Source organism: Paenibacillus sp. FSL R7-0048, from assembly GCF_038004505.1.
Taxonomy (GTDB): domain Bacteria; phylum Bacillota; class Bacilli; order Paenibacillales; family Paenibacillaceae; genus Paenibacillus_AQ; species Paenibacillus_AQ odorifer.
On the sequence record NZ_JBBORF010000001.1, the window covers coordinates 1,209,355 to 1,229,380 of the forward strand.

Annotated in this window: 18 protein-coding genes; 4 read left to right on the plus strand and 14 right to left on the minus strand. The window is 45.5% G+C overall.

The window, feature by feature from the left end:
- Positions 1-42 precede the first annotated feature (42 nt).
- Positions 43-891 carry an AraC family transcriptional regulator gene (locus NSQ91_RS05165; RefSeq protein ID WP_076130624.1) on the minus strand — a complete coding sequence of 283 codons (849 nt, stop codon included), beginning with the start codon at positions 889-891 and terminating at the stop codon, positions 43-45.
- A 200-nt stretch (positions 892-1,091) separates the two neighbouring features.
- Between NSQ91_RS05165 and NSQ91_RS05170 the strand changes: the two genes are divergently transcribed.
- The gene (locus NSQ91_RS05170; protein WP_038568969.1) at positions 1,092-1,643 is read left to right on the plus strand and encodes a general stress protein; all 552 of its coding nucleotides are present in this window, start codon (positions 1,092-1,094) and stop codon (positions 1,641-1,643) included.
- A gap of 89 nt (positions 1,644-1,732) precedes the next feature.
- On the opposite strand, the gene glpX is transcribed toward NSQ91_RS05170, so the two are convergent.
- The 4 genes from glpX to NSQ91_RS05190 all read right to left on the minus strand — a co-directional run bounded on the left by glpX (position 1,733) and on the right by NSQ91_RS05190 (position 5,324).
- A complete protein-coding gene (glpX, locus tag NSQ91_RS05175; RefSeq protein WP_076130625.1) occupies positions 1,733-2,728 on the minus strand; it encodes a class II fructose-bisphosphatase in 996 nt (331 codons plus the stop codon).
- Between the two features lie 44 nt (positions 2,729-2,772).
- Positions 2,773-3,579, minus strand: a complete 807-nt coding sequence (locus tag NSQ91_RS05180; protein ID WP_076130626.1) for a pyruvate, water dikinase regulatory protein — start codon at positions 3,577-3,579, stop codon at positions 2,773-2,775.
- Positions 3,580-3,591: 12 nt separating this feature from the next.
- Positions 3,592-4,266: a helix-turn-helix transcriptional regulator gene (locus NSQ91_RS05185; RefSeq protein WP_051490920.1), complete on the minus strand. Its 675-nt coding sequence runs from the start codon at positions 4,264-4,266 to the stop codon at positions 3,592-3,594.
- A gap of 125 nt (positions 4,267-4,391) precedes the next feature.
- Complete coding sequence (locus NSQ91_RS05190; RefSeq protein ID WP_340916720.1) at positions 4,392-5,324, minus strand: DMT family transporter; 933 nt, start codon at positions 5,322-5,324, stop codon at positions 4,392-4,394.
- 169 nt (positions 5,325-5,493) lie between these two features.
- Here NSQ91_RS05190 and NSQ91_RS05195 point away from each other — a divergent pair, with 169 nt between their 5' ends.
- Positions 5,494-6,903 (plus strand): aminotransferase-like domain-containing protein, encoded by a 1,410-nt coding sequence (locus tag NSQ91_RS05195; protein WP_076130628.1) that lies wholly within the window; start codon positions 5,494-5,496, stop codon positions 6,901-6,903.
- A gap of 220 nt (positions 6,904-7,123) precedes the next feature.
- On the plus strand, positions 7,124-7,834 hold the full coding sequence (locus tag NSQ91_RS05200; RefSeq protein ID WP_340916724.1) for a hypothetical protein: 711 nt from the start codon (positions 7,124-7,126) through the stop codon (positions 7,832-7,834).
- Between the two features lie 828 nt (positions 7,835-8,662).
- Here the strand turns inward: NSQ91_RS05200 and NSQ91_RS05205 are convergent.
- The 9 genes from NSQ91_RS05205 to NSQ91_RS05245 all read right to left on the minus strand — a co-directional run bounded on the left by NSQ91_RS05205 (position 8,663) and on the right by NSQ91_RS05245 (position 17,550).
- Positions 8,663-10,072 (minus strand): nucleoside recognition domain-containing protein, encoded by a 1,410-nt coding sequence (locus tag NSQ91_RS05205; RefSeq protein WP_076220490.1) that lies wholly within the window; start codon positions 10,070-10,072, stop codon positions 8,663-8,665.
- A complete protein-coding gene (locus NSQ91_RS05210; RefSeq protein ID WP_076130631.1) occupies positions 10,050-10,781 on the minus strand; it encodes a FeoB small GTPase domain-containing protein in 732 nt (243 codons plus the stop codon). Before NSQ91_RS05210 ends, NSQ91_RS05205 begins: the two co-directional genes overlap by 23 nt.
- The gene (locus tag NSQ91_RS05215; RefSeq protein WP_036679839.1) at positions 10,778-11,032 is read right to left on the minus strand and encodes a FeoA family protein; all 255 of its coding nucleotides are present in this window, start codon (positions 11,030-11,032) and stop codon (positions 10,778-10,780) included. The genes NSQ91_RS05210 and NSQ91_RS05215 overlap by 4 nt, the downstream gene beginning before the upstream one ends.
- A gap of 226 nt (positions 11,033-11,258) precedes the next feature.
- A complete protein-coding gene (locus tag NSQ91_RS05220; RefSeq protein WP_076104700.1) occupies positions 11,259-11,717 on the minus strand; it encodes an SRPBCC domain-containing protein in 459 nt (152 codons plus the stop codon).
- Positions 11,718-11,822: 105 nt separating this feature from the next.
- Entirely contained in the window at positions 11,823-12,779 is a 957-nt protein-coding gene (locus NSQ91_RS05225; RefSeq protein WP_340916730.1) for a helix-turn-helix transcriptional regulator, read from the minus strand.
- A 147-nt stretch (positions 12,780-12,926) separates the two neighbouring features.
- On the minus strand, positions 12,927-14,873 hold the full coding sequence (locus tag NSQ91_RS05230) for an FtsX-like permease family protein (RefSeq protein WP_076309218.1): 1,947 nt from the start codon (positions 14,871-14,873) through the stop codon (positions 12,927-12,929).
- Positions 14,848-15,618 (minus strand): ABC transporter ATP-binding protein, encoded by a 771-nt coding sequence (locus NSQ91_RS05235; protein WP_036679832.1) that lies wholly within the window; start codon positions 15,616-15,618, stop codon positions 14,848-14,850. The genes NSQ91_RS05230 and NSQ91_RS05235 overlap by 26 nt, the downstream gene beginning before the upstream one ends.
- A gap of 238 nt (positions 15,619-15,856) precedes the next feature.
- Entirely contained in the window at positions 15,857-16,855 is a 999-nt protein-coding gene (locus NSQ91_RS05240) for a sensor histidine kinase (protein ID WP_340916733.1), read from the minus strand.
- Positions 16,852-17,550: a response regulator transcription factor gene (locus tag NSQ91_RS05245; RefSeq protein WP_076278054.1), complete on the minus strand. Its 699-nt coding sequence runs from the start codon at positions 17,548-17,550 to the stop codon at positions 16,852-16,854. The genes NSQ91_RS05240 and NSQ91_RS05245 overlap by 4 nt, the downstream gene beginning before the upstream one ends.
- Before the next feature lie 1,407 nt (positions 17,551-18,957).
- Here NSQ91_RS05245 and NSQ91_RS05250 point away from each other — a divergent pair.
- Entirely contained in the window at positions 18,958-19,863 is a 906-nt protein-coding gene (locus NSQ91_RS05250) for a GNAT family N-acetyltransferase (protein WP_340916736.1), read from the plus strand.
- Positions 19,864-20,026: the final 163 nt, after the last annotated feature.

Genomic DNA, 20,026 nt, shown 5'->3' on the forward strand with positions numbered 1-20,026 from the left:
AGCGAAAGATCGCGGACAAACGTATGTCAGCAAGGAAGAAGTTTATAGTACAATGTCATTTTCGAGATGACGGCTACGGTATTCTTTTGGCGAACAACCTTTCACCTTCTTGAACATCCGTGAAAAGAGTAAGGGGTCCTGATAGCCCACAGAACGTGAGATTTCACCAATCGTGCATAAGGTCTCTGTCAGCAGCTCGCACGCCTTAGCGATGCGGAAATTTAATAAATACTGCTGGGGTGGCATACCTATTGTCCGTTTGAACAAGGAGGATAAATATTTGCGATCCAGCTTGAGCGAAGAGGACATCATCTCAACCGAAATATTTTCACAATAATGTGTATGCAAAAAGTGCAGGCATTGCTCGACGTAAATACTCTTTTGACGTGGTAAAGGAAGTACATCTGGAACTGCTGGCACCGCTCGAAGTAACAGAGAAAAGAACTCATACATAATTGCTTTTAGAGGTAGATCCAGACTGTCCGAAGCTTCAGCTGCTTGTGTCAGGAGCTCGTATAAATTCGGCATAAGCTGTTCATCCATTGGAAAGATCGGATGCTCAGGTGACAAGGCGGTTTTGGCCAAAATATAATCAACCTGCTCCCCGGTAAAAGCTACCCAAGAATAGGCCCATGGATTTGCTATGTCTGCTGTGTAGGCAGTTACGATATGCGGATAGGTGAGAAAAGCTTGTCCTGGCTTAAGATAATGGGTCTGTTCACCCACAGTAACTTCACCTGTTCCTGCATGGATAAAATGTATTTTATATACGTCACGGACCCCAGGTCCAAAAAAATGTCCGGGAAGACACTGCTCCCGCCCCCAGTAATGGAGATGCAGGTCGGGATTGCCTCGGAAGGGACGCTCAGAATTATAGTTAAATATCGCCATGGATGATTCCTTCTCTTTCTTCTATAGAGTTAATCAAGGTAGTTGTACCCGCTTACTTTTATTATACAGCATATTTTAGAAGGAATATTAACTCGGAATTGCAGACAATTCAAAGATCGTAGTTTATCCCTGTCCAGTTTGGTTAAGTAAGCTATGAAGCTGAACGTATGAGCTAACTACATCAATAGGAGGTAATGGAGATGAATAAGAGAATAGTGGGTGTCTTTGCTGCCGAATACGAAGCTTCGCGAGCTATTGAGGAGTTGAAGCGTCAGGGCTGTAGGACAGAGGATATTTCGATTATCGCGAGAAATAAAGCGGACGAGGAAACTCTTAGAGACGAGTCAGGAACCGTGGCCCCGGAGGGTATGGCTACAGGTGCAGCTACTGGTGGTCTGCTGGGTGGAGTAACGGGGCTGCTGATGGGAATTGGCGCTTTGGCTATTCCTGGTATTGGACCTATTATTGCAGCCGGACCTCTTGCGGCAACACTAGCCGGAGCGGCGATAGGAGCAGGCAGTGGCGGGTTAGTCGGCGGACTTATTGGCCTTGGCATCCCTGAAGAGGAAGCAGAGAGCTACGATAATTACGTGGATGAAGGTCATATTCTAGTAATGGTGGATGTGGAAGGCGAGCAGAAGGAGCAAGAAGTGAAACAAATCTTCGCAAAGTATAACAGCCTGAACGCAGAACGCTTTGAGAAAGTTGCTAATATAGATCCATTAGCGAGTGAACGTATTGGAAATAAATAAGAAGCAATTAGCATTCAGTGTAAAAAAACAAAACAGGCTATCTCACTAGCAAAGGATACTGCTAGTGAGATAGCCTGTTTTTTGCGGTTTTATAGAGAGACAGCATTTTGTCTAACAGTCTGCGCAGCCGGTATTTCTTTTCCTGGCAGGAAATGAATGCTGCGGATATAGCGGATTGTCCGGCTCTGTGCCCGCATGATTACCGAATGTGTCTCCGCGCGTTCTTTGCCGATAAAACGGACACCGTTCAGGAATTCACCTGACGTTACACCCGTGGCGGCAAAGAGGACGTCGCCCGTGCCAACCATGTCTTCCATGTATAGCACTCGCGTTGGATTGGCAATTCCCATGCGTACACAGCGCTGTAGCTCTACTGGTCCATCCGGGAGCAATCTGCCCTGCATTTCACCACCAAGGCATTTCAGTGCAGCGGCAGCAAGAACACCTTCGGGTGCTCCGCCGGAACCCATATATAAATCGACATCGCTGTCTGGCAGTGCAGCCGCAATAGCGCCAGCGACATCTCCGTGACCAAGCAGCTTAATTCGTACCCCGGCTTCACGCAGGCTATTAATCAGCTGCTCATGCCGTTTGCGATCCAGCACCATTACGGTTAACTCGGAGAGGGATTTGCCAGTGTAATGGCAGGCTTTTTGCAGAGTGATCTCTACAGGGTCCTCGAGTCTAAGCTTACCGGCAAGCTCGGGCCCGCAGGCTAACTTCTCCATATAAATGTCTGGGGCATGCAGCAGGCTGCCTTTATCTGCTATAGCAATAACAGATTGCGCATTATGCAGGCCGCAGGCAACAACCTCAGTTCCTTCGAGAGGATCGACGGCTACATCGACAGCGGGACCTTTTTGGTTCCCGACTTTCTCACCAATATAGAGCATTGGAGCATCATCCATCTCTCCTTCACCTATCACAACAGTTCCGTCGATGGACACAGAATCGAACATGGAACGGATCGCAGTCGTGGCTGCATCATCTGCCGCATTTTTATCGCCCCGCCCAATCCAACGAGCCGAGGATAAAGCACCTAGTTCAGTTACCCGTACAATCTCAAGGGCCAGTTCGCGCTCCATTCTAATTCCCTCCAGTGCATTCTATATATTTTGTAAACTGAAATTTAGATATAACCCATAATAATACCAGCGGTTTCTTCTATAGCCTTGTCAGTAATATCAATTACAGGACAGCCCAGCTTGTTGAACAATGAAGCGGCGTATTCCATCTCTTCGGTGATCCGCGCCAGACTTGCATATTGGGAACCTGTCGGTAATCCGAGAACCTTAAGCCGCTCAGAGCGGACCTTCAGCATGTACTCGGGTTTCATGGTTAATCCGATAAGCCGGTTCGGCGGCAAGCTTAATAGTTCTTGCGGAGGACCAATCTCCGGGATAATCGGATAGTTAACGACTTTTTTTCCTCTATGGGCCAAAAAGATGCTAAGCGGTGTTTTTGAAGTACGGGACATGCCCAGCAGAACGATATCGGCTTTGAGCATGGCGCCCAGATCACGGCCGTCATCACAGGCGACGGTGAATTCTATAGCTTCTATGCGGCGGAAATAATTCTCGTCGAGCTGGTGTAGAAGACCTGGCCGCTGCTGAGGAGCATCGTCGAAGGTATCAATGAAGGCCTGCATCATAGGGCCCATGATATCAACGATCCGTAAATCAAGACGTACCGCTTCCTCGCGGATCATTTCTCTTAATTCTGGCTGCACTAATGTATAGGCGACAAAACCTTTATGCTGAGCTGCTTCTTCCATAAGCTTGCGTAGCTCGTCTTCATGCCTAATATTGCCGTATCTTTTAATGGTGACCTGCTGATTCTGAAATTGGTGAATAACGGCCTGCACGACAGCCTCTGCCGTATCTCCTATAGAATCCGAGCATATCGTTATTAAGTTGGAAGATTGCTCGATGCTCATGGGTTCCTCCTGTTATCCTTTGGCTTCAAGTTCGAGGAGAAGTTTGATGATGGAGGTTTTTGTTAAACGTCCTACCACATCCAGTTTTGTACCGCCGTCTTCAGCAGCGCTGGGAACAACCACCGGCAAACTGTCTACCTCGTGAAAAATCATCTTATGTGCAGCTTCAAGCACCGGCTCATCCGGTGAAGTTGTGACCACTTTGGGCTGGCGCGTCATAACCATGCTTACGGGCATGGAGACTGCACCGGGGTTACCCAAGGTTACCTTTAAGAAATCCTTACGTGAAGCAACGCCCGTGAGTTTACCCTCTTCGTCACAGATAATAAGAGTGCCTACATCCTGTAGAAAAAGCGTAACTACGGCATCTTGAATAGTTGTGGTCTCACGGATAACTATAGGTACACTTTGAATTTCTTTGACCATCGTTTCCTGCAGCAGATAACCGCTTCCCTGACGACTGGATGATTTCAATCCTGGGAAGTACCCGACCTTCGGCTTGGCGTCGATATATTTGAGCATAACCAAAACAGACAGATCCGAGCGAATTGTTGGCCGGGTAAGATTCAAACTTTCGGCAATCTGTTCGCCGGTAATCGGAGCTCTTTTGTTAACGATATCGATAATCTCTATTTGACGTGATGTCAGTTCGATCACAATTCCCTCCACTTCCGATAAAAAAGGCATTCCTCTTTAGAAAAGAAGCGCCGTTAAGCGAATCCTCCTTTCATATATGAGTCATATTTAGCTGTGTTTAATTTAACTTGTTTATATAATACGCAATAGTGGTCATAAATGCAATATATAGTACGTCATATATTTGATTTTTTTAACGCAACAGTGTTGATCTTCTTTTTTTGCAGTAATTGCTTTAGAGCATCAGCATTCACTAGGATTGTTCCGGCAATGATGGTGAACACTCCGAGAATCGTAATCCAAGATACGGACTCCTTGTAAAAGAAAAAGCCTACACCCACCGCAATCGGTGGAGAAATATAAAGCCAGGTAGAAGGAAACACTGGGTTGGTCTTAGCTACGAGCCAGTAGAACAAGGTATGGCCGACCATGGAGCCGATAACTGTGAGATAGAGCAGTGAACCTGCTGTTTCGAATGAGAAGAGAAATGCAGGATGTACTTTTTCCGTGGCAAAAGAAAGAATGAATAACAGCGCACCGCCATACATCATTTGAGCCGCATTCAGCGCAATCGGTGAGACCTCAGGCATACTGTTAATTACTTTTTTGGAGTAAATCGCACCTACAGCATAGCAACACTCTCCAATTAGGACTACGGCGCAACCGATGAGCCACAGTGGTGAAATATCAATGGCGAGATTGGGGAGAACCAGCAGCAGTACGCCAGTGAAGCCGATGATGCAGCCATATAGGGAGATGGCGGGTGCTTTTTGCCGAAGAATAGAGGTTTGGAGCAGCAGGATCATGATCGGACCAGTGGCAGAGAGTACAGCTGCAAGCCCTGAAGAAACATATTGTTCAGCCCAGTAGAGACCCGCGAAGGTGCCGAAGGTTAGAGCAGACCCGGTGAACAACATTTCTTTGCGCAACAGCAAGGAGAAGCTGGCTTTACGTTGCCAGACCATCCATAGGAATAGAACAGCGCCCGCGACAAAAAATCTTAAGCCCGCTGAAAAGAAAGGAGGCGCACCGGCATCTACACCGATTTTGATAGCTAGAAAGGTCGTGCCGAAGATCAGACATACAAGTGCATAAGCAAATAAGATCATTTTGAAAAGTCCCCTTTTGTGTGCTTTATAAAATATAAGAATTTATAAGCTGGCATTTTGTTAATCATAAAGGGGAGAGGACAGAACAGATTGCCTTGTGTAGAACAGATTAATTCAGAAATCGTGTACAATATGATTACAAGGTTGTTCGGAGAGGAGTTGTAGCCAGATGAAAAAGGTTGTGGGAGCGGAGCATAATCATCCTTTGTTTCGGCAGGTCTATGAATTTCTATTAAACCGCATGGAGCGAGGGGAATGGGTCGCACATGATAAGCTTCCTTCTATACGGCTGCTGGCGGAGGAGCTTAAGGTACATCGACTGACCGTATTCAAAGCGTACAGACGGTTGACGGAGGATGGAAAGGTTTATGTAAAAGATAAATCAGGATATTACGTGGCACCCATAATCTCGCTTCCTGCTATTGAAGTAGGAGCCGCAGTATCGGCTTATGCGCTCACTAATCCGCTGTCTGATATTCAGAGAGTGCCAGTTAAGTATCAGTTCTCGCAGGCGCTGATTGATCCGGGGCTGCTGCCGAATCTTTTTCTATCTGACTATGTCAAAAAAGTGTTCGATCTATATCCCAAGGTAATGGGAACGTATGCCTCGGTCCAGGGGGATAACGAGCTGCGTGAGACGTTAAGCCACCACTTTCGGAAGCAACATCGGCTGCAGTTAACTTCGGAAGAGCTGCTTATTACCTCGGGTGCGCAGCAGGCGATCAATCTGATTGCCCGGATTGTGCTTGGTCCTCTGGATACGGTGCTTGTGGAGCGGCCTACTTATAGTGTTGCTATGGATATTTTTCGCCGGGAGGGGGCACGGTTGGTTCCGGTAGAGATCACTCCGGAGGGATATGATCTGGAGGAAGTAGAAGCTTTGATGAAAAAGCATAAACCGCGTATGTTCTACATTAATCCAACGCATCACAATCCAACTGGATACACGGTGCCTGTGCAACAGCGCAAGCTGTTGGTAGAACTGGCCGAACGTTATCGCTGTTTACTGGTGGAGGATGACCCGTTCCGCGATATGTATTTTGATGAGGAGCCGCCGCCGCCCTTTTTTGCTTATGATACGGAGGGGTGGGTGATCTATATCAGCAGCTTCAGTAAATATGTAGCCCCTGGCTTACGAATCTGTGCGGTGGCCTGCCGATATCCATTTATGGAGCGTCTGATCACGGCCAAATCACTCGCGGACAATGGCACTCCGCTGCTGAATCAAAAAATATTTCTACATTACTACACCTCCCCACGCTTGCAACAGCATCTCGGTAAGCTGCGCATTGCACTTCAAGTGCATAAGGAAATTGTAGAAGAGGAGCTGGCGGGGACTGGCTGGGAATGGACGACTCCGCAAGGCGGACTAAATCTATGGGTGAAACTACCGGAGCATCTTACGATGGATCGCCTGTTTGCTTCAAGTATGGCGCAGTCGATCGCTTTTGTTCCTGGGGAGTTATTTGATCCACTGGGGGAAATGAAGTCAAGGCTTCGCCTAAGTTATTCCTTTGCAAGCGAAGGGGTGCTGCGCGAAGGAATACAGCGTTTGATTGGGATCGCGCACAGTCTGTGAGTGGTACAGCAGGTATGGGGGATTAAAGAAGAGGATATGAGGAGTTAAAGAAGATTAGAGGAATTAAAGAAGAGGATATGAGGAGTTAAAGAAGATTAGGGTAATTAAAGAAGAGGATTAGAGGAGTTGCTACCGGATAAACTTGTATCACTTGTTTGGGAATTCCTGTAACACTTTCCACATTTGCTCCGTCTGTAAGGTAAAGAAGGGGGTTATCAAAGTGCGAAAGATCAATTTCCGAAAGATCAATTTCCGAAAGATCAATTTCCGAAGTCCAATGATGATATTTCTAGGTGTCCTATTAATATTTACGGCTTTGCTGACGGTACGGCCCTCGGTCACTTACGCCTGTTCCTGTGTTATGCCTGCGGAGCCACTGGAAGCTCTTGAGAAAAGTACAGCTGTTTTTGTCGGGAAAGTAGTGGATATGAAGGAGCCGTCACAGGGGAACATAATTTCTTCTGCTGATCCAGTAAAGGTAACCTTTGAGGTGGATTCCAGCTGGAAAGGGGTCAAGGGGAATCAAGTTACATTAACTACGGCTTTATCTTCTGCAAGCTGCGGCTTTGAATTTGTGGAAGGGGAAAGTTACATTGTCTATGCTTATGCTAGAGACGGCGGAGACTCTGGTAATCTGGAGGCTAGTTTATGCAGTCGAACTAAGCGGCTAACCGCTGACTCAGTGGATCTAAAAGAGCTGGGACCGGGTATTTCGCCTACAACGCCTACCGCTTCTCCGGAGGTAACTCCGAATAATTCACCGGAGTCAGGAGCTGGGAGTAATGAGCCTGATCAAACGGGGAACCCGGCTGGGGACAGTGATTCCTTTCCACTTGTTAATGTGGGGATTAGTGGAATAATTATCGTTCTAGTGGCTATAGCTGGGGCTGTTCTATACCGTCGTAGAAATGATGGAACGCGCAAAAAATGACTCTAACTGTAGAGTCACGTCATGTAATGTAATGGTGGGATCAAGTTAGGACGTAAGAATATATAAGGGGTTGTGATAAAATAAGCGGTCGCTCGGGATAAACATCCGAGCGACCGCTTATTTGTTTGAGAAGACCTTGAGTAACTGGTGTTGGGCTGTGTTGGTGGACCAGTGGTGGAGTATGTTGGTGGGCGAAAAGGTACTGATGCTAATGCTGGTGTGTGCTGAAGGGCGGCGTAGGTCTAGAGTTGGTATGTGTGGAAGGGCGATGCAGGTCTAGTGCTGGTGCTGGTGCTCAAGTGTAGCTCGGAACCATCTAGAATCAATAATTAGGGAAATCCTCCCTGATTTTATCGTGTTTTACTCATTATTAGCGATAATTGGGGAATTGCTCCCTAAAATTCTGCGGAAATTGCCTTTTTTGCCTATAATCGGCTAATTATTAGGGAGAAATTCCGCAAAAAGTTCAATATGTGCTTATAAAGTTCGATTATTAGGGAGAAATTCCGCAAAAAGTCCAATGTGTGCTTATAAAGATCGATTATCAGGGAGAAATTCCGCAAAAAGTTTAACGCGCGCCAATAAAGTTCGAATTTGAGGGAGAATCTCCTTAAATATCAGTTCAAGGAGGGCAGAATTTTGTGAAGCAAGTTGAACTTTAGATTGTAAGGTAAAGTAAGGTGAATTCCGTGTAGCAAGGTTAATTTGGGTGATGTGATTAAGGTGAATTTAGTGAGTTAATGATGAATTTTTGCGATGTAAGTTGAAATCTGTTGAAGTCAGTTGTGATGTCACTTGAGTTTAGATCGCAAGCCTACCTCACCCTCGTCACACCCACCCAAATAACCGGGCAAGCTGAGCGACAGCAAAGGTTACTCCGATGGCGATACCCAGCGGAATGACTGCTGAGAGAACGGCCCACTTCATGCTTTTTGTTTCCTTGTAAATGTTCACGAGTGTCGTACCACAAGGATAGTGGAGCAGGGAGAACAGCATCATGTTGAGTGCGGTCAGCCAGGTCCAGCCATGTGAGAGAAAGACATCTTTGATACTGCCTAAGCTGTCGATATCAACCATAGCGCCTGAGGACATATAGCCCATAAGCAGGATAGGCAATACGATTTCATTCGCAGGAAGTCCAAGAATAAAGGCCATGATGATAAAGCCATCCATGCCAAGCAAATGTGCGAACGGATCAAAGAATGCAGCCATATGATTCAGTACAGAATCGCCGCCAATAAACAGATTGCCTAGAATCCAAGTGATAATCCCGGCAGGGGCAGCAACGACGATAGCCCGAGTAAGTACGTTAAGGGACTTATCTTTGGAGGAAATAAGTATGGTCTTCCAGATTTGTGGACGGCGGTAGGGAGGAAGCTCCAATGTGTAATGTGTGGGAACCCCACGCAGCGCAGTTTTGGACATGACCCAGGAAACGGTTAAGGTAACAATGATGCCGATTAGAACCATTCCCATTAGGACGGAGGCAGTGGTGAATGTACGAAGCGCGCCTGTCGTAGCGGCTCCTGCCATAAATAAGGAAGACAATAAAATCAGCGTGGGCCAGCGGCCGTTGCAAGGGACAAAATTGTTGGTCAGTATAGCCAGCATTCGTTCACGCGGCGATTCGATGATTCGTGTGGAGAGGATAGCGGCCGCGTTACAGCCGAAGCCCATGGACATGGTTAAAGCTTGCTTGCCATGACCACCTGATTTTTTGAACAGTCGGTCCATGTTAAAAGCAACGCGTGGCAGATACCCGAAATTCTCAAGCAGAGCGAATACGGGGAAAAAGATCATCATCGGTGGCAGCATGACACTGATTACCCATGAGGTGCCTCGATACAAGCCAAGCACAAGCACGCCGTGCAGCCAAGCTGGGGCATGGAGAGCCTCAAATCCCGCTGTCAGATATCCTTCGATGAAGCCAAAGAAGGAAGCGAGCCAGCTAGAAGGGTAGTTAGCCCCGGCAATCGTAATCCAGAATACGACACCGAGAATGGCGAGCATGATGGGAAAACCCCAAATTTTGGAGGTCACGATATTATCCAGCTTGTAAGTGCTGTTCAGTTTCTTCTTATCCCGATAAGTAACTGCATCTCCGCAGATGCCTGCGGATACGCCATATATACCACTGACAATCTCATCCCGAATGGCTCCGCCGTCAGCGAGCTTTTTTGCGGTGGACAATAGGGAATCTAGAGCGTCAGATCCCTTAGTGATAGGCAGTGACTCCATGGCCGATGACCTCCTTTGCTTCGGGTAAATCCTTGCTTTTCATATGCTCTTTAAGTGAAGTAAGCAGGCTGTCATCACCGTCCAATAAGCGCAGTGCAATCCAGCGAGCGGGATATTTGGTACCGATGGTTTGCTCTACCAATGGTGTAAGCTCGGCAATTCCCCGTTCGATCTCTTCGTTGTAACTAATCCGCAGCGGCTGCGCTGTGAATGAGCCTGTAGCCACTCGCTCCACTTGATCCAATAAGGCATCGATCCCTATTTTATTGCGTGCCGATATCGCAACGACGGGTACGCCGAGACGTTTGGAGATACTCTTCAGGTTGATGTCGATGCCCAGCTTACGTGCTTCATCAATGAGGTTGATGCAGACAACCGCCCGTCCGGTAATCTCCAGCACTTGCAAGGCAAGATTGAGATTACGTTCCAGCGAAGTAGCGTCAAGCACTACAAGTGTCACGTCTGGCTGTTCAAAAATAATATAATCTCTAGCCGCTTCTTCATCCGCGGAATTTGAGTATAGGGAGTACGTTCCTGGTAAATCTACCGCGAGGTATGAATGGTTATTGTGTTTGAATTCGCCTTCGGCAGTAATGACGGTTTTACCTGCCCAGTTTCCAGTATGCTGTCGCATGCCGGTTAGCAGGTTGAATAGTGTACTTTTTCCGGTGTTAGGGTTGCCTGCAAAAGCGACGGTGAACTGACTCATGCTTCTACACCTCCAATTAATTCTCCGAATATTAAAGAACTTTCTTCTCTACGCAGTGCAATGGTCGTATTGCTTACCCGAAAAGCTATAGGATCTCCTAATGGACTACGCCGCAACACCTCTACGATATTCCCGACTACGAACCCGAGGTCCAGTAATCTTCTTCTAAGCACTCCTTGAACTTCAATGTCGCTGATGCGCAGCGTGCTACCCTTTGCAGCCTCTGATAAAGGAATAGTTGTTCCAGTCATGAGATCCCTTCTTTCATTTATATTTTTACCGCCTACGGTTTTTATTTTGTGTATTAGAACATTTCTTGTAGTCTGGCACAACATTAGTATATGGCAACAACTTTGTCCCTGCAACAAGAATGTTTCCCTTAGGCAAAATAAAATTAAGCAAAAAAAGCCCCTGACGAAAGAGGGCTTGTACGCTCTTTTCCGCAGGGTTGAGCTTAATTCCTAATTAACATAAAAATTACGACCAGCTGCCAAAATCAAGTGTACGTCCGGTCTCGACCAAGGTTTTAATATTACTCAGAACCTGCCACCAGGCGTTGATACTGCCAGCATATGAAGGATCATCAGGATGCCATTCATCGTGGATAAGCGTAAGCTTAGTAGTTCCACCCACCGGTTCAAGCAGCCAAGATATACGCGATTCATATCTTTCTGTACCCTTATGATAGGAGGGGCCGACCTTATGCGTGAAACGAAACGCTTTTTGTGGAGTGAACTCCAGCAGAGTCCCATATACATGTATCGTTTCATCGCCATCTGCACCGGGACCAACATATTCAAGCAATTCACCTTCTTTAAAAGTTGATTGGATTACGCTCCCGTAGTAAATCTGTTTAGTACCTTCGGGAGAGATCAAAGTCTCCCATACCTGCTCAGGTGTTCCGCCAATATAAAATTCATAGTGAAGTTCTTTCATTCCTTATTCCTCCTTGGTTTGTACAATCATTTATTCCCTTAGACTTGTTTACACTATACAAAAGGATCACTGACAACTACGGTCAGTGATCCTAAAATAATCATTTTAAGTCTTATAATAAGCTGCCAGATCAGTAGCTATAGCGGACAGCTTTTGTTTCAGAGCTAAAGGCTCTAGGATTCGTAGTGTTGATCCATAAGGCAACAAGAAGTAAGGCGCATAAGTCAGTAAGGAGGTCTCATCGACTTGAAAACGGGCTTGTCCGTCAATGCGCTGCACCAGCGCATGTCCAAACAGCCAATGACTGCATAGATCGTTCAGGATTCCTTCATCGGCGGCGATGACTACTGCTATGAGTTTCTCTGGAGTATTTGGTGTGGGCAGCAAGCTTTTTAATAAAAAATCCCGTGCAGAGAAGTCAGCAGGACGGGCAAACAGAGCTTCTGTGCGGTGCAGTTCAGTTATTCTATCGACTCGGAAAGACCGAATTTCTTGCCTCTGATGGCAATAAGCAACGGTGTACCATTGCCCTTTCCACAGGACAAGTCCATAAGGATCAATAGCGCGGGAAGAAATCGTCTCCCCGTTTCCCTTCCGATATTCCATCTGGAGGGTATGTCCGTTCGCCGTTGCTAATTCAAGCTCTTGCAGCAGGTGGGGAAGCGGCGCAGCAGGGGAGTGGATGGTTTCTATCCCGCTCTCATGACGCTCCATCTGTTCTAATTGCTGCGCATTGCTGTACCGTTTCAGTTTGGCGATTGCTTGATCTAGAGCTTCTACATAAGGATATCCAGTTCCCCGCGCAAAGGAGGCGGCTTGCAGGAGGGAACGTTGTTCGTCGGAGTCAAAGAATAACGGGACCTCGGAAAAATGCTCCGGAAGGCTATAGCCACCACCAGGTCCACTATCCGCGATAATGGGTACGCCACTGATGCATAACGCGTCGATGTAACGATAGATAGAGCGGACACTGATCTCTAGCGCTTCTGCTAGTTCCCCGGCGGTTCTTCCCCGTTGCTTGAGCATCCAGAGAATGGATAACAGGTGATCAGCCTTGGACATAAATCAGGAACCTCCTTGCCTCATTAATTAGTAATAGCTCACTAACTATAGCAAATTGCCTATTGATCAGCTAGAGAACCTTTTGGTGCTGCCATAAGTTCCAAGCCGCGAAGTACATCCAGGGTTACGATTCTTTTCAACATGGTGTTACACCATTATTTTCTTGAGACTATGAATGTACCGTGATCTCGCAATAAGGAAATAGATAGTTTGCACAACCAGAAATACAGCAGATGTAGTAAGCACGGGCACAGTTACATTTGTGATATTAATCTGTTTCAGTATCGGGCGTATCACGACAAGGGTCTGAATGGTGGCAATAATAATCGGAATATAGAAAAGCACAGAAATCTGTTTGGTAGCAGAAGCTGACATTTCTTTAGTACTTAAACCGATTTTGGACAAAGCATTATACATTTGCTTATCTGTATTGAGCTCAGTATGAAGCTTAAAAAAGAGAAAGCTGGCCGATGAAAGCGAGAAGATCAGTGCGATAAAAATCCCTATAAAGCTAAGCATGGCGGCTCCCTGTTTGGTCGATAGATAGCTGTCTGCTCGCGATCCCAGTATAGAGCTGTATTGATGGTTAGCCTTGTTAGCGGCTTTATTCCATTGGATAAGGTCTCTGGTGACAACAGCTTCAGCTGAGCTGTCATTAGGTGTAGGACCGTCCCATGCAGGGATTTTGTATAGATATTTCACATAAGGTCTCGTGTACTTCTCTGTTGAATTAGAAATCTTATGATATAAGTTGTCATCTACGATTAGAAGTGAGGTGGCCATTGGATCTACTGGATGCACCTTTGGTGTTCGTAATTCTTTTAACATCAGTTCCTCATCTTTTTGAACCTTCAAATGAATCGCTCGATTAGCAGCATAATTCTGTGAATCCATATGTGGGTTCAGCAGTAATACAGCTTCTTTTTCAGACAAGGGTCCAACCTCGGATACATCCATCTGTAAGCCCAGTTGATTGAACTGTGAGCGGGAGATCAGATCAATTCCAAGTATTATTTCCTTATCGATTCCTTGAATGGAAGCAGAGATTAGATCTACTTTATTCTCTGTATACTCGACTTTAGCATTCTTTAATTTAGTGTGAATGGGCTCTAAATCTGGTGCTTCATCCTTCGGATCATAAATCGTATAACTCACAGCGAATGGGGATTTTTTATAGAGGTCTGAGTTCGCTTGATTAATCGATAAAAGAATTCCCGAAGCCATACAGGCAAGCGAGGTAACCACAGTTACAAGGAACAGCATTCTTGCATTGTCTTTAATCTTATAACTCATCTCGGAAATCCACAGCAGATTGGTTCCGCGCCATAACCGTTTGCGTCTTAGTTTTAGTAGGCGAATGCCCAATACAGATAACTGAGAGTAGAAAAAGTAGGTTCCAGCGATACCTGTGACAGCGGCGACTAATAGTGAGGACGGGGACAATTGCTTCCGAATCGCGAGAGCGCCGACGGTCAACAGTAGAAGCCCAAAGAGCGAGAACAACAAGGAGACACGGGGTTCTTTTTTAGGTTTAACATTTCCCTTAAGCAGTTCAAGAACTTGATGTTTACGAATGAACAATAATGTGAAGATCGAAATGACCAGAAATAATGAAATGAAAGAGATAGAAGTAATCATTAACGCCTTCATTGGCCAATAAAAGGGTAGTGGCTCCATGCCCATAATTGTCGTGCTTAGCAGCAAGAATAACTTGGATAAAAGCATGCCGAAAGACACACCTGTTACTATAGAGAGCAGTCCGATCAGCATGTTTTCTATAAGAATCAGCTTGTTGATCTGGCCAGGTCGTGCGCCTAAAATCATCAGTATGCCGAACTCCAGATTACGCATTTTCAGAAATGCGCTAATCGAATATAGTACGAAAAAGAACGCAAAGATAAACACAATGTAAGAAGCAATTTGCATGCCGGAGGCTGAATTCGCACCCAGCGCGATGTTCGTAATACTAGGGTGATAAATAAAGACTGAATAAGAGAAAAAGATCATGACCATAAAAGCACTGCTTAAGAAAAAAGCAAAATAAGCGCGCGAATTACGGCGTACATTATTAAACGCGAATTGAGGAAAGTTCATGACTATTCCCTCCCCAGAACGAAAGTGTATCGATAATCTTTTGGAAGAAGGCCTGACGGTTATCTCCCCGGTGAATTTCCGCTGCTAGTTTGCCGTCTTTTATAAAAACAATTCGGTTGCAGTAGCTCGCTGCCAGTGGATCATGTGTTACGAGCATTAGCGTGGTGCCTTCTTTGTGGTTAATATCTTCCAGCGATTCCATCACCATCCGCGAAGAATTGGAGTCAAGCGCACCCGTAGGCTCATCGGCCAATATAATCGAAGGAGAGGTGATGATCGCCCGGGCAATTGCGGTCCGCTGACGTTGTCCCCCTGAAATTTCATAGGTGCGTTTGCTCAGAATATCGGTAATGTTTAAGCGTTCAGCGACTCTTTGAAGCAAGATTTCCATCTGTGAGAGCTTACGGTTATCCAAAGTCAGGGGCAGCACAATATTTTCGGCGACGGTTAACGTCTCAAGCAGGTTGAAGTCCTGAAACACAAAGCCTAGCTGTTTTCGGCGAAAGTGAGCGAGCTCTTTTTTATTCAAAAGATAAGGGTTGCTGCCATTGATATTCACTTCGCCAGAGGACGGCTGGTCGATTGTGGATACCATATTGAGCAGTGTTGTTTTACCGCTACCAGACGGTCCCATAATTCCGACAAATTCACCTTTTTCAATATTAAGATGAATATCGGTGAGGGCTTGGGTCACTATTTTGCCGGGGTATACCTTATGAAGTCCTTTGACTTCCAATACGTTCATATCATTCATTCCTCCAATACAAAAATGATTTCATCCGCCTTATTCGGGGAACGGGTTATGTATATAATTTATAAGATCGAGAGATTAGCTGCTATGGATTTACCTTAAGGTTTCCTTACAGAGACGTTAAGGTTATGTTCGCCTTTCTCCTTGTGGAGAATGGGTTGAGAGATAAGTAGCCTATAAAGAAGAAGGAGGCTTCAAAGCCATGAATAATGACGACGAAGTCCCCTCAATATTATTTCTGTAGATGATCACTGTTGCTAAAAATAAGCCGCACACGGGTTCCTTTCCCGAGCCGGGACTGAATATCCACCTTGTGTTCGAGCCTGTTGCAAATCTCCCGGACGAGATACAGCCCCATCCCTGTCGATTCATGATAATGTCGCCCGCGGTCACCCGTAAAGTAGGGATTAAAGACCCGCTTCAGATCCTCAGGAGAAATGCCGATCCCTTGATCGGTAATATCCAGAATCGTGTCGGTGCCCACACGCTGAGCTGAGAGGGTAACGGTCTTGCCAGTACCGGAGGTATAGTTTACGGCATTGGTTAAGATTTGGGCCAGCATAAACATTAACCATTTAGCATCGCTATATACCGCGAGATTGGCATCCACCTGTACATCTACTTTTATACCCCGGCGTATGAATAGTCTGCGATTTTCGGCTACCGCCTCACTAACGGTTTTGCGCAGAAGTAACGGTTCAACTTGAAAATCATTTTCAAATCGGTCAAGTCTTGAAGTGTAGATAACCATCTCCAGCCCTCTGCGCAGACGTTCCAGTTCCTCCTGAATACTTGCGGCTGCCTCCTCTTCAAGATCCTTTAGCGTAAGCTGAATTACAGAGAGCGGGGTCTTCATTTGATGAACCCAGCGATTCATGAATACGATATGCTGATCCATCTGGCGCGCATGCGCATTCACTTGCTCCTGATACTGGCGGTCAATCAGCTGCAATAACTCATGGATAGCTTCTGAAAGAGGAGTATCTCCTAAGGAAACAAGATGTTTTTGGAGCATGTCCATAGGTTCGCTTAATGCTGCATACAATCTCCGGTGCTGAACGTATCGGTAGCCTAGATATAGCAATAGAACTACGGTACTCAAGGCGATTCCATAAAGCATGATAGAGATCGGTCTGTTCTCACCAGACAGCCAATACAGCAAAGGGATAAGCAGCATCTGAAGCAGATAGAATAGGATCAGTGAGATCTGGTCTCTCCAAAAAAGCCTCATGGCGTATCCTTAGAAACATTAAGCCGATAGCCAGCGCCTCTTACGGTTTCCACAATGTCGCCAAGACCGAGATCCTTGAGCTTTTTGCGGACACGGGTTATGTAGACATTTAATGTATTGTCATCTATGAAATGCTGATCCTTCCACATGAGATCGAGCAGACGCTCCCGGTTAACCACTCGTCCTTCCTTAAGCAGTAAAGCTTCCAGTAGAACCGCTTCCTTTTGGGTTAGCTCACTCGTGTGCCCGTCGTATTGGATCATATATCGTTCAGGATAGAGGATTAAACCTCCAGATTGGAGTTTATGCTCTTCTTGAGTCTGTGAGTATGAACCATATGCTCTACGTATGTGGCTGCGGATTTTGGCAAGTACAACCTCATAGTGAAAAGGCTTAGTGATATAATCGTCCCCGCCATTCTCAAGCGCCATCACCTGATCCATTCCACTATCCCGTGCAGAAATGAACAGAATCGGGCAGAGTGAGAGGGAACGAATCTGGCGGCACCAGTAGAACCCATCGTATTTAGGCAGATTGACGTCCAGTAAGATAAGGTCAGCCGAGCTTTCATTAAAAGTCTCCAGCACCCTGTTGAAATCTTCTACAATAATTGTACGGAACCCATATTTCGATAGGTACGTGCTCAGCAAGCTTGCCAGCTTGGCATCGTCCTCTATGATTAGAATCGTCTCCATATTTTCACTCCTTTGTTCAGTTATACAGTAACATGGACAAGGAAAATTATGCAAAAAGAGTACTCGTATTCGTGGTCAACGTAAGAATCTAGCTAGATTTATCGAAGGGGAATTTAGCTGATCTAAGTCTAGCTGGCCTAGCCTAGCTGGCCTAGTCTAGCTGGTCTAGCCTAGCTGGCCTAGCTCTAGCTGATCTAGCTCTAAGCAATCCAGATTTCGCTCAAGCGGATTATCCAGACTTAATTGCACTTTGTACACTTATTTCTGCGTAGATCGTCCCTAGAAGCCGTTTAGTTGCACTTCGTGCAGCTAAAAAGGGTGAATTCGGTGCAATTAAAGGAAAACCGGAAATCTAACTGCACGAAATACAACTAACTATCTTTTGAAGGAGCATTCTGAGGAAATAGTTGCACTAAATGCAGTTAACGGATGCGTGGAGCTCATAATTATCGCTTGAAAAAGCTTGATCAGTGACTATTTCCTCCGGAAGAAGATCGCCCACTCCAAAGCTTTCTCTAATTGCACTTTGTACACTTATTTCTGAGTAGATAGTCCTTAGAAGCCATTTAATTGCACTTCGTGCAACTAAAAAGGGTGAATCTAGTGGAATTAAAGGAAAACCAGAAATTTAACTGCACGAAATACAACTAACTATCTTTTGAAGGAGCATTCTGAGGAAATAGTTGCACTAAATGCAGTTAACGGATGCGTGGAGCTCATAATTATCGCTTGAGAAAGCTTGACCAGTGACTATTTCCTTCGGAAGAAGAACGCCCACTCAACAAACTTACTCTAATTGCATTTTGTACACTTATTTCTGCGTAGATCGTCCCTAGAAGCCGTTTAGTTGCACTTCGTGCAGCTAAAAAGGGTGAATCTAGTGGAATTAAAGGAAAACCAGAAATTTAACTGCACGAAATACAACTAACTATCTTTTGAAGGAGCATTCTGAGGAATAGTTGCACTAAATGCAGTTAACGGATGCGTGGAGCTCATAATTATCGCTTGAAAAAGCTTGATCAGTGACTATTTCCTCCGGAAGAAGATCGCCCACTCCAAAACTTTCTCTAATTGCACTTTGTACACTTATTTCTGCGTAGTTGGTCATTATAAGCCATTTAATTGCACTTCGTGCAACTATAAAGGGTGAATCTAGTGGAATTAAAGGAAAACCAGAAATTTAACTGCACGAAATACAACTAACTATCTTTTGAAGGAGCATTCTGAGGAAATAGTTGCACTAAATGCAGTTAACGGATGCGTGGAGCTCATAATTTTCACTCAAGAAATGTTTGTTTTGTGAACGTACGGATCATATTCGGTAGTATAAAATAATAATAACTAATTATGATATATGCTTCATTTTGCTTCCCCCTTAATATGAAATTAAAGAAAGGGGCGTGGAAAATGAACATTAATTTTAGAAGCTACCGTTCTGAAGATCTGCTGAAGGTACGTCATTTTCTTATACAAAGTTATAGTAAGCTAAAGACTCCAAATACCTGGCTTATAGACCGCTGGGAATTTGTTGCTTTTTTTCAGGAGACGAGAAGTGGAACGCTGGAGCAGTGGGAACAAAAAGTGGGCTTATGGGAGTATGAGAATGGAGAGCTTGCAGCTGTAGTGTGCAGGGACGATGGGTTCTATTTTCAGTGTGCTGAGATGAATCCTCCGGAAAAATTACTTGAAGAAATGTTTGCTTTTGCTGAACAAAAAGCTGAGGAAGAGAACGGTGGTTACGTAGAGCTGTATGTGCCAATACCGGAGAATATGACCTCTGCGGCGGAGGTTGCTCGTAAGAGGGGGTATCATCAAACGGGTGGTAAGGAAAGCGCAAACTCCTTGCGATTGGATAAGGAATTTCCTGTGGAGCTCCCCTCTGGCTTTAGAATATGCAGCGGAGATGAGATCGAGGTTACTGCAAAAGCGCTTGGACATATCATGGCCTTCGACTATGCAGAAACGGCGGAGGCAGAGCTCACGCTGCTACATTATGGGAATATGAGTAACGCTCCAAGCTATAATCCGCAGCTCGATCTTAGCGTTGTGAATGACGCGGGCGAAGTGGTTTCCTTTTGTAATATTTTTTGGGACAGCAGCAATAGAATTGGTGCTCTGGAGCCTGTAGGCACATCCATTAATTATCGAAAGCTGGGACTGGGACGGGCGGTTCTACACGAAGGATTTAACCGTTTAAAACAACTCGGAGCTAGTAAAGTTTACGTAGGTTCTATGCAGCCTTTCTACGAGAAATTGGGCTTTACTACAGAAGTTTGGTTGCAGGTGTGGGAATATTCAGGTCACACAGATTAAGTTGCACCGGCTGCTCCTAACATTGGATCTGTCAGCAGTATCTAAACTGGCAACGTTTTATGAAAAATCCCCTTGATGGGTAAGTCATCAAGGGGATTTTTGGGTTTGAGCTCGGCAATCATATGCTGCAAAGTAATCTCATACGTCGCACAGCAATCATACC

Excerpts from the sequence above, each read along its gene's own strand:
- NSQ91_RS05165 (WP_076130624.1), bottom strand. The coding sequence starts at position 891 with ATGGCGATATTTAACTATAATTCTGAGCGTCCCTTCCGAGGCAATCCC.
- NSQ91_RS05170 (WP_038568969.1), top strand. The coding sequence starts at position 1,092 with ATGAATAAGAGAATAGTGGGTGTCTTTGCTGCCGAATACGAAGCTTCG.
- glpX (WP_076130625.1), bottom strand. The coding sequence starts at position 2,728 with ATGGAGCGCGAACTGGCCCTTGAGATTGTACGGGTAACTGAACTAGGT.
- NSQ91_RS05180 (WP_076130626.1), bottom strand. The coding sequence starts at position 3,579 with ATGAGCATCGAGCAATCTTCCAACTTAATAACGATATGCTCGGATTCT.
- NSQ91_RS05185 (WP_051490920.1), bottom strand. The coding sequence starts at position 4,266 with ATGCCTTTTTTATCGGAAGTGGAGGGAATTGTGATCGAACTGACATCA.
- NSQ91_RS05190 (WP_340916720.1), bottom strand. The coding sequence starts at position 5,324 with ATGATCTTATTTGCTTATGCACTTGTATGTCTGATCTTCGGCACGACC.
- NSQ91_RS05195 (WP_076130628.1), top strand. The coding sequence starts at position 5,494 with ATGAAAAAGGTTGTGGGAGCGGAGCATAATCATCCTTTGTTTCGGCAG.
- NSQ91_RS05205 (WP_076220490.1), bottom strand. The coding sequence starts at position 10,072 with ATGGAGTCACTGCCTATCACTAAGGGATCTGACGCTCTAGATTCCCTA.
- NSQ91_RS05210 (WP_076130631.1), bottom strand. The coding sequence starts at position 10,781 with ATGAGTCAGTTCACCGTCGCTTTTGCAGGCAACCCTAACACCGGAAAA.
- NSQ91_RS05215 (WP_036679839.1), bottom strand. The coding sequence starts at position 11,032 with ATGACTGGAACAACTATTCCTTTATCAGAGGCTGCAAAGGGTAGCACG.
- NSQ91_RS05220 (WP_076104700.1), bottom strand. The coding sequence starts at position 11,717 with ATGAAAGAACTTCACTATGAATTTTATATTGGCGGAACACCTGAGCAG.
- NSQ91_RS05225 (WP_340916730.1), bottom strand. The coding sequence starts at position 12,779 with ATGTCCAAGGCTGATCACCTGTTATCCATTCTCTGGATGCTCAAGCAA.
- NSQ91_RS05230 (WP_076309218.1), bottom strand. The coding sequence starts at position 14,873 with ATGAACTTTCCTCAATTCGCGTTTAATAATGTACGCCGTAATTCGCGC.
- NSQ91_RS05235 (WP_036679832.1), bottom strand. The coding sequence starts at position 15,618 with ATGAACGTATTGGAAGTCAAAGGACTTCATAAGGTATACCCCGGCAAA.
- NSQ91_RS05240 (WP_340916733.1), bottom strand. The coding sequence starts at position 16,855 with ATGAGGCTTTTTTGGAGAGACCAGATCTCACTGATCCTATTCTATCTG.
- NSQ91_RS05245 (WP_076278054.1), bottom strand. The coding sequence starts at position 17,550 with ATGGAGACGATTCTAATCATAGAGGACGATGCCAAGCTGGCAAGCTTG.
- NSQ91_RS05250 (WP_340916736.1), top strand. The coding sequence starts at position 18,958 with ATGAACATTAATTTTAGAAGCTACCGTTCTGAAGATCTGCTGAAGGTA.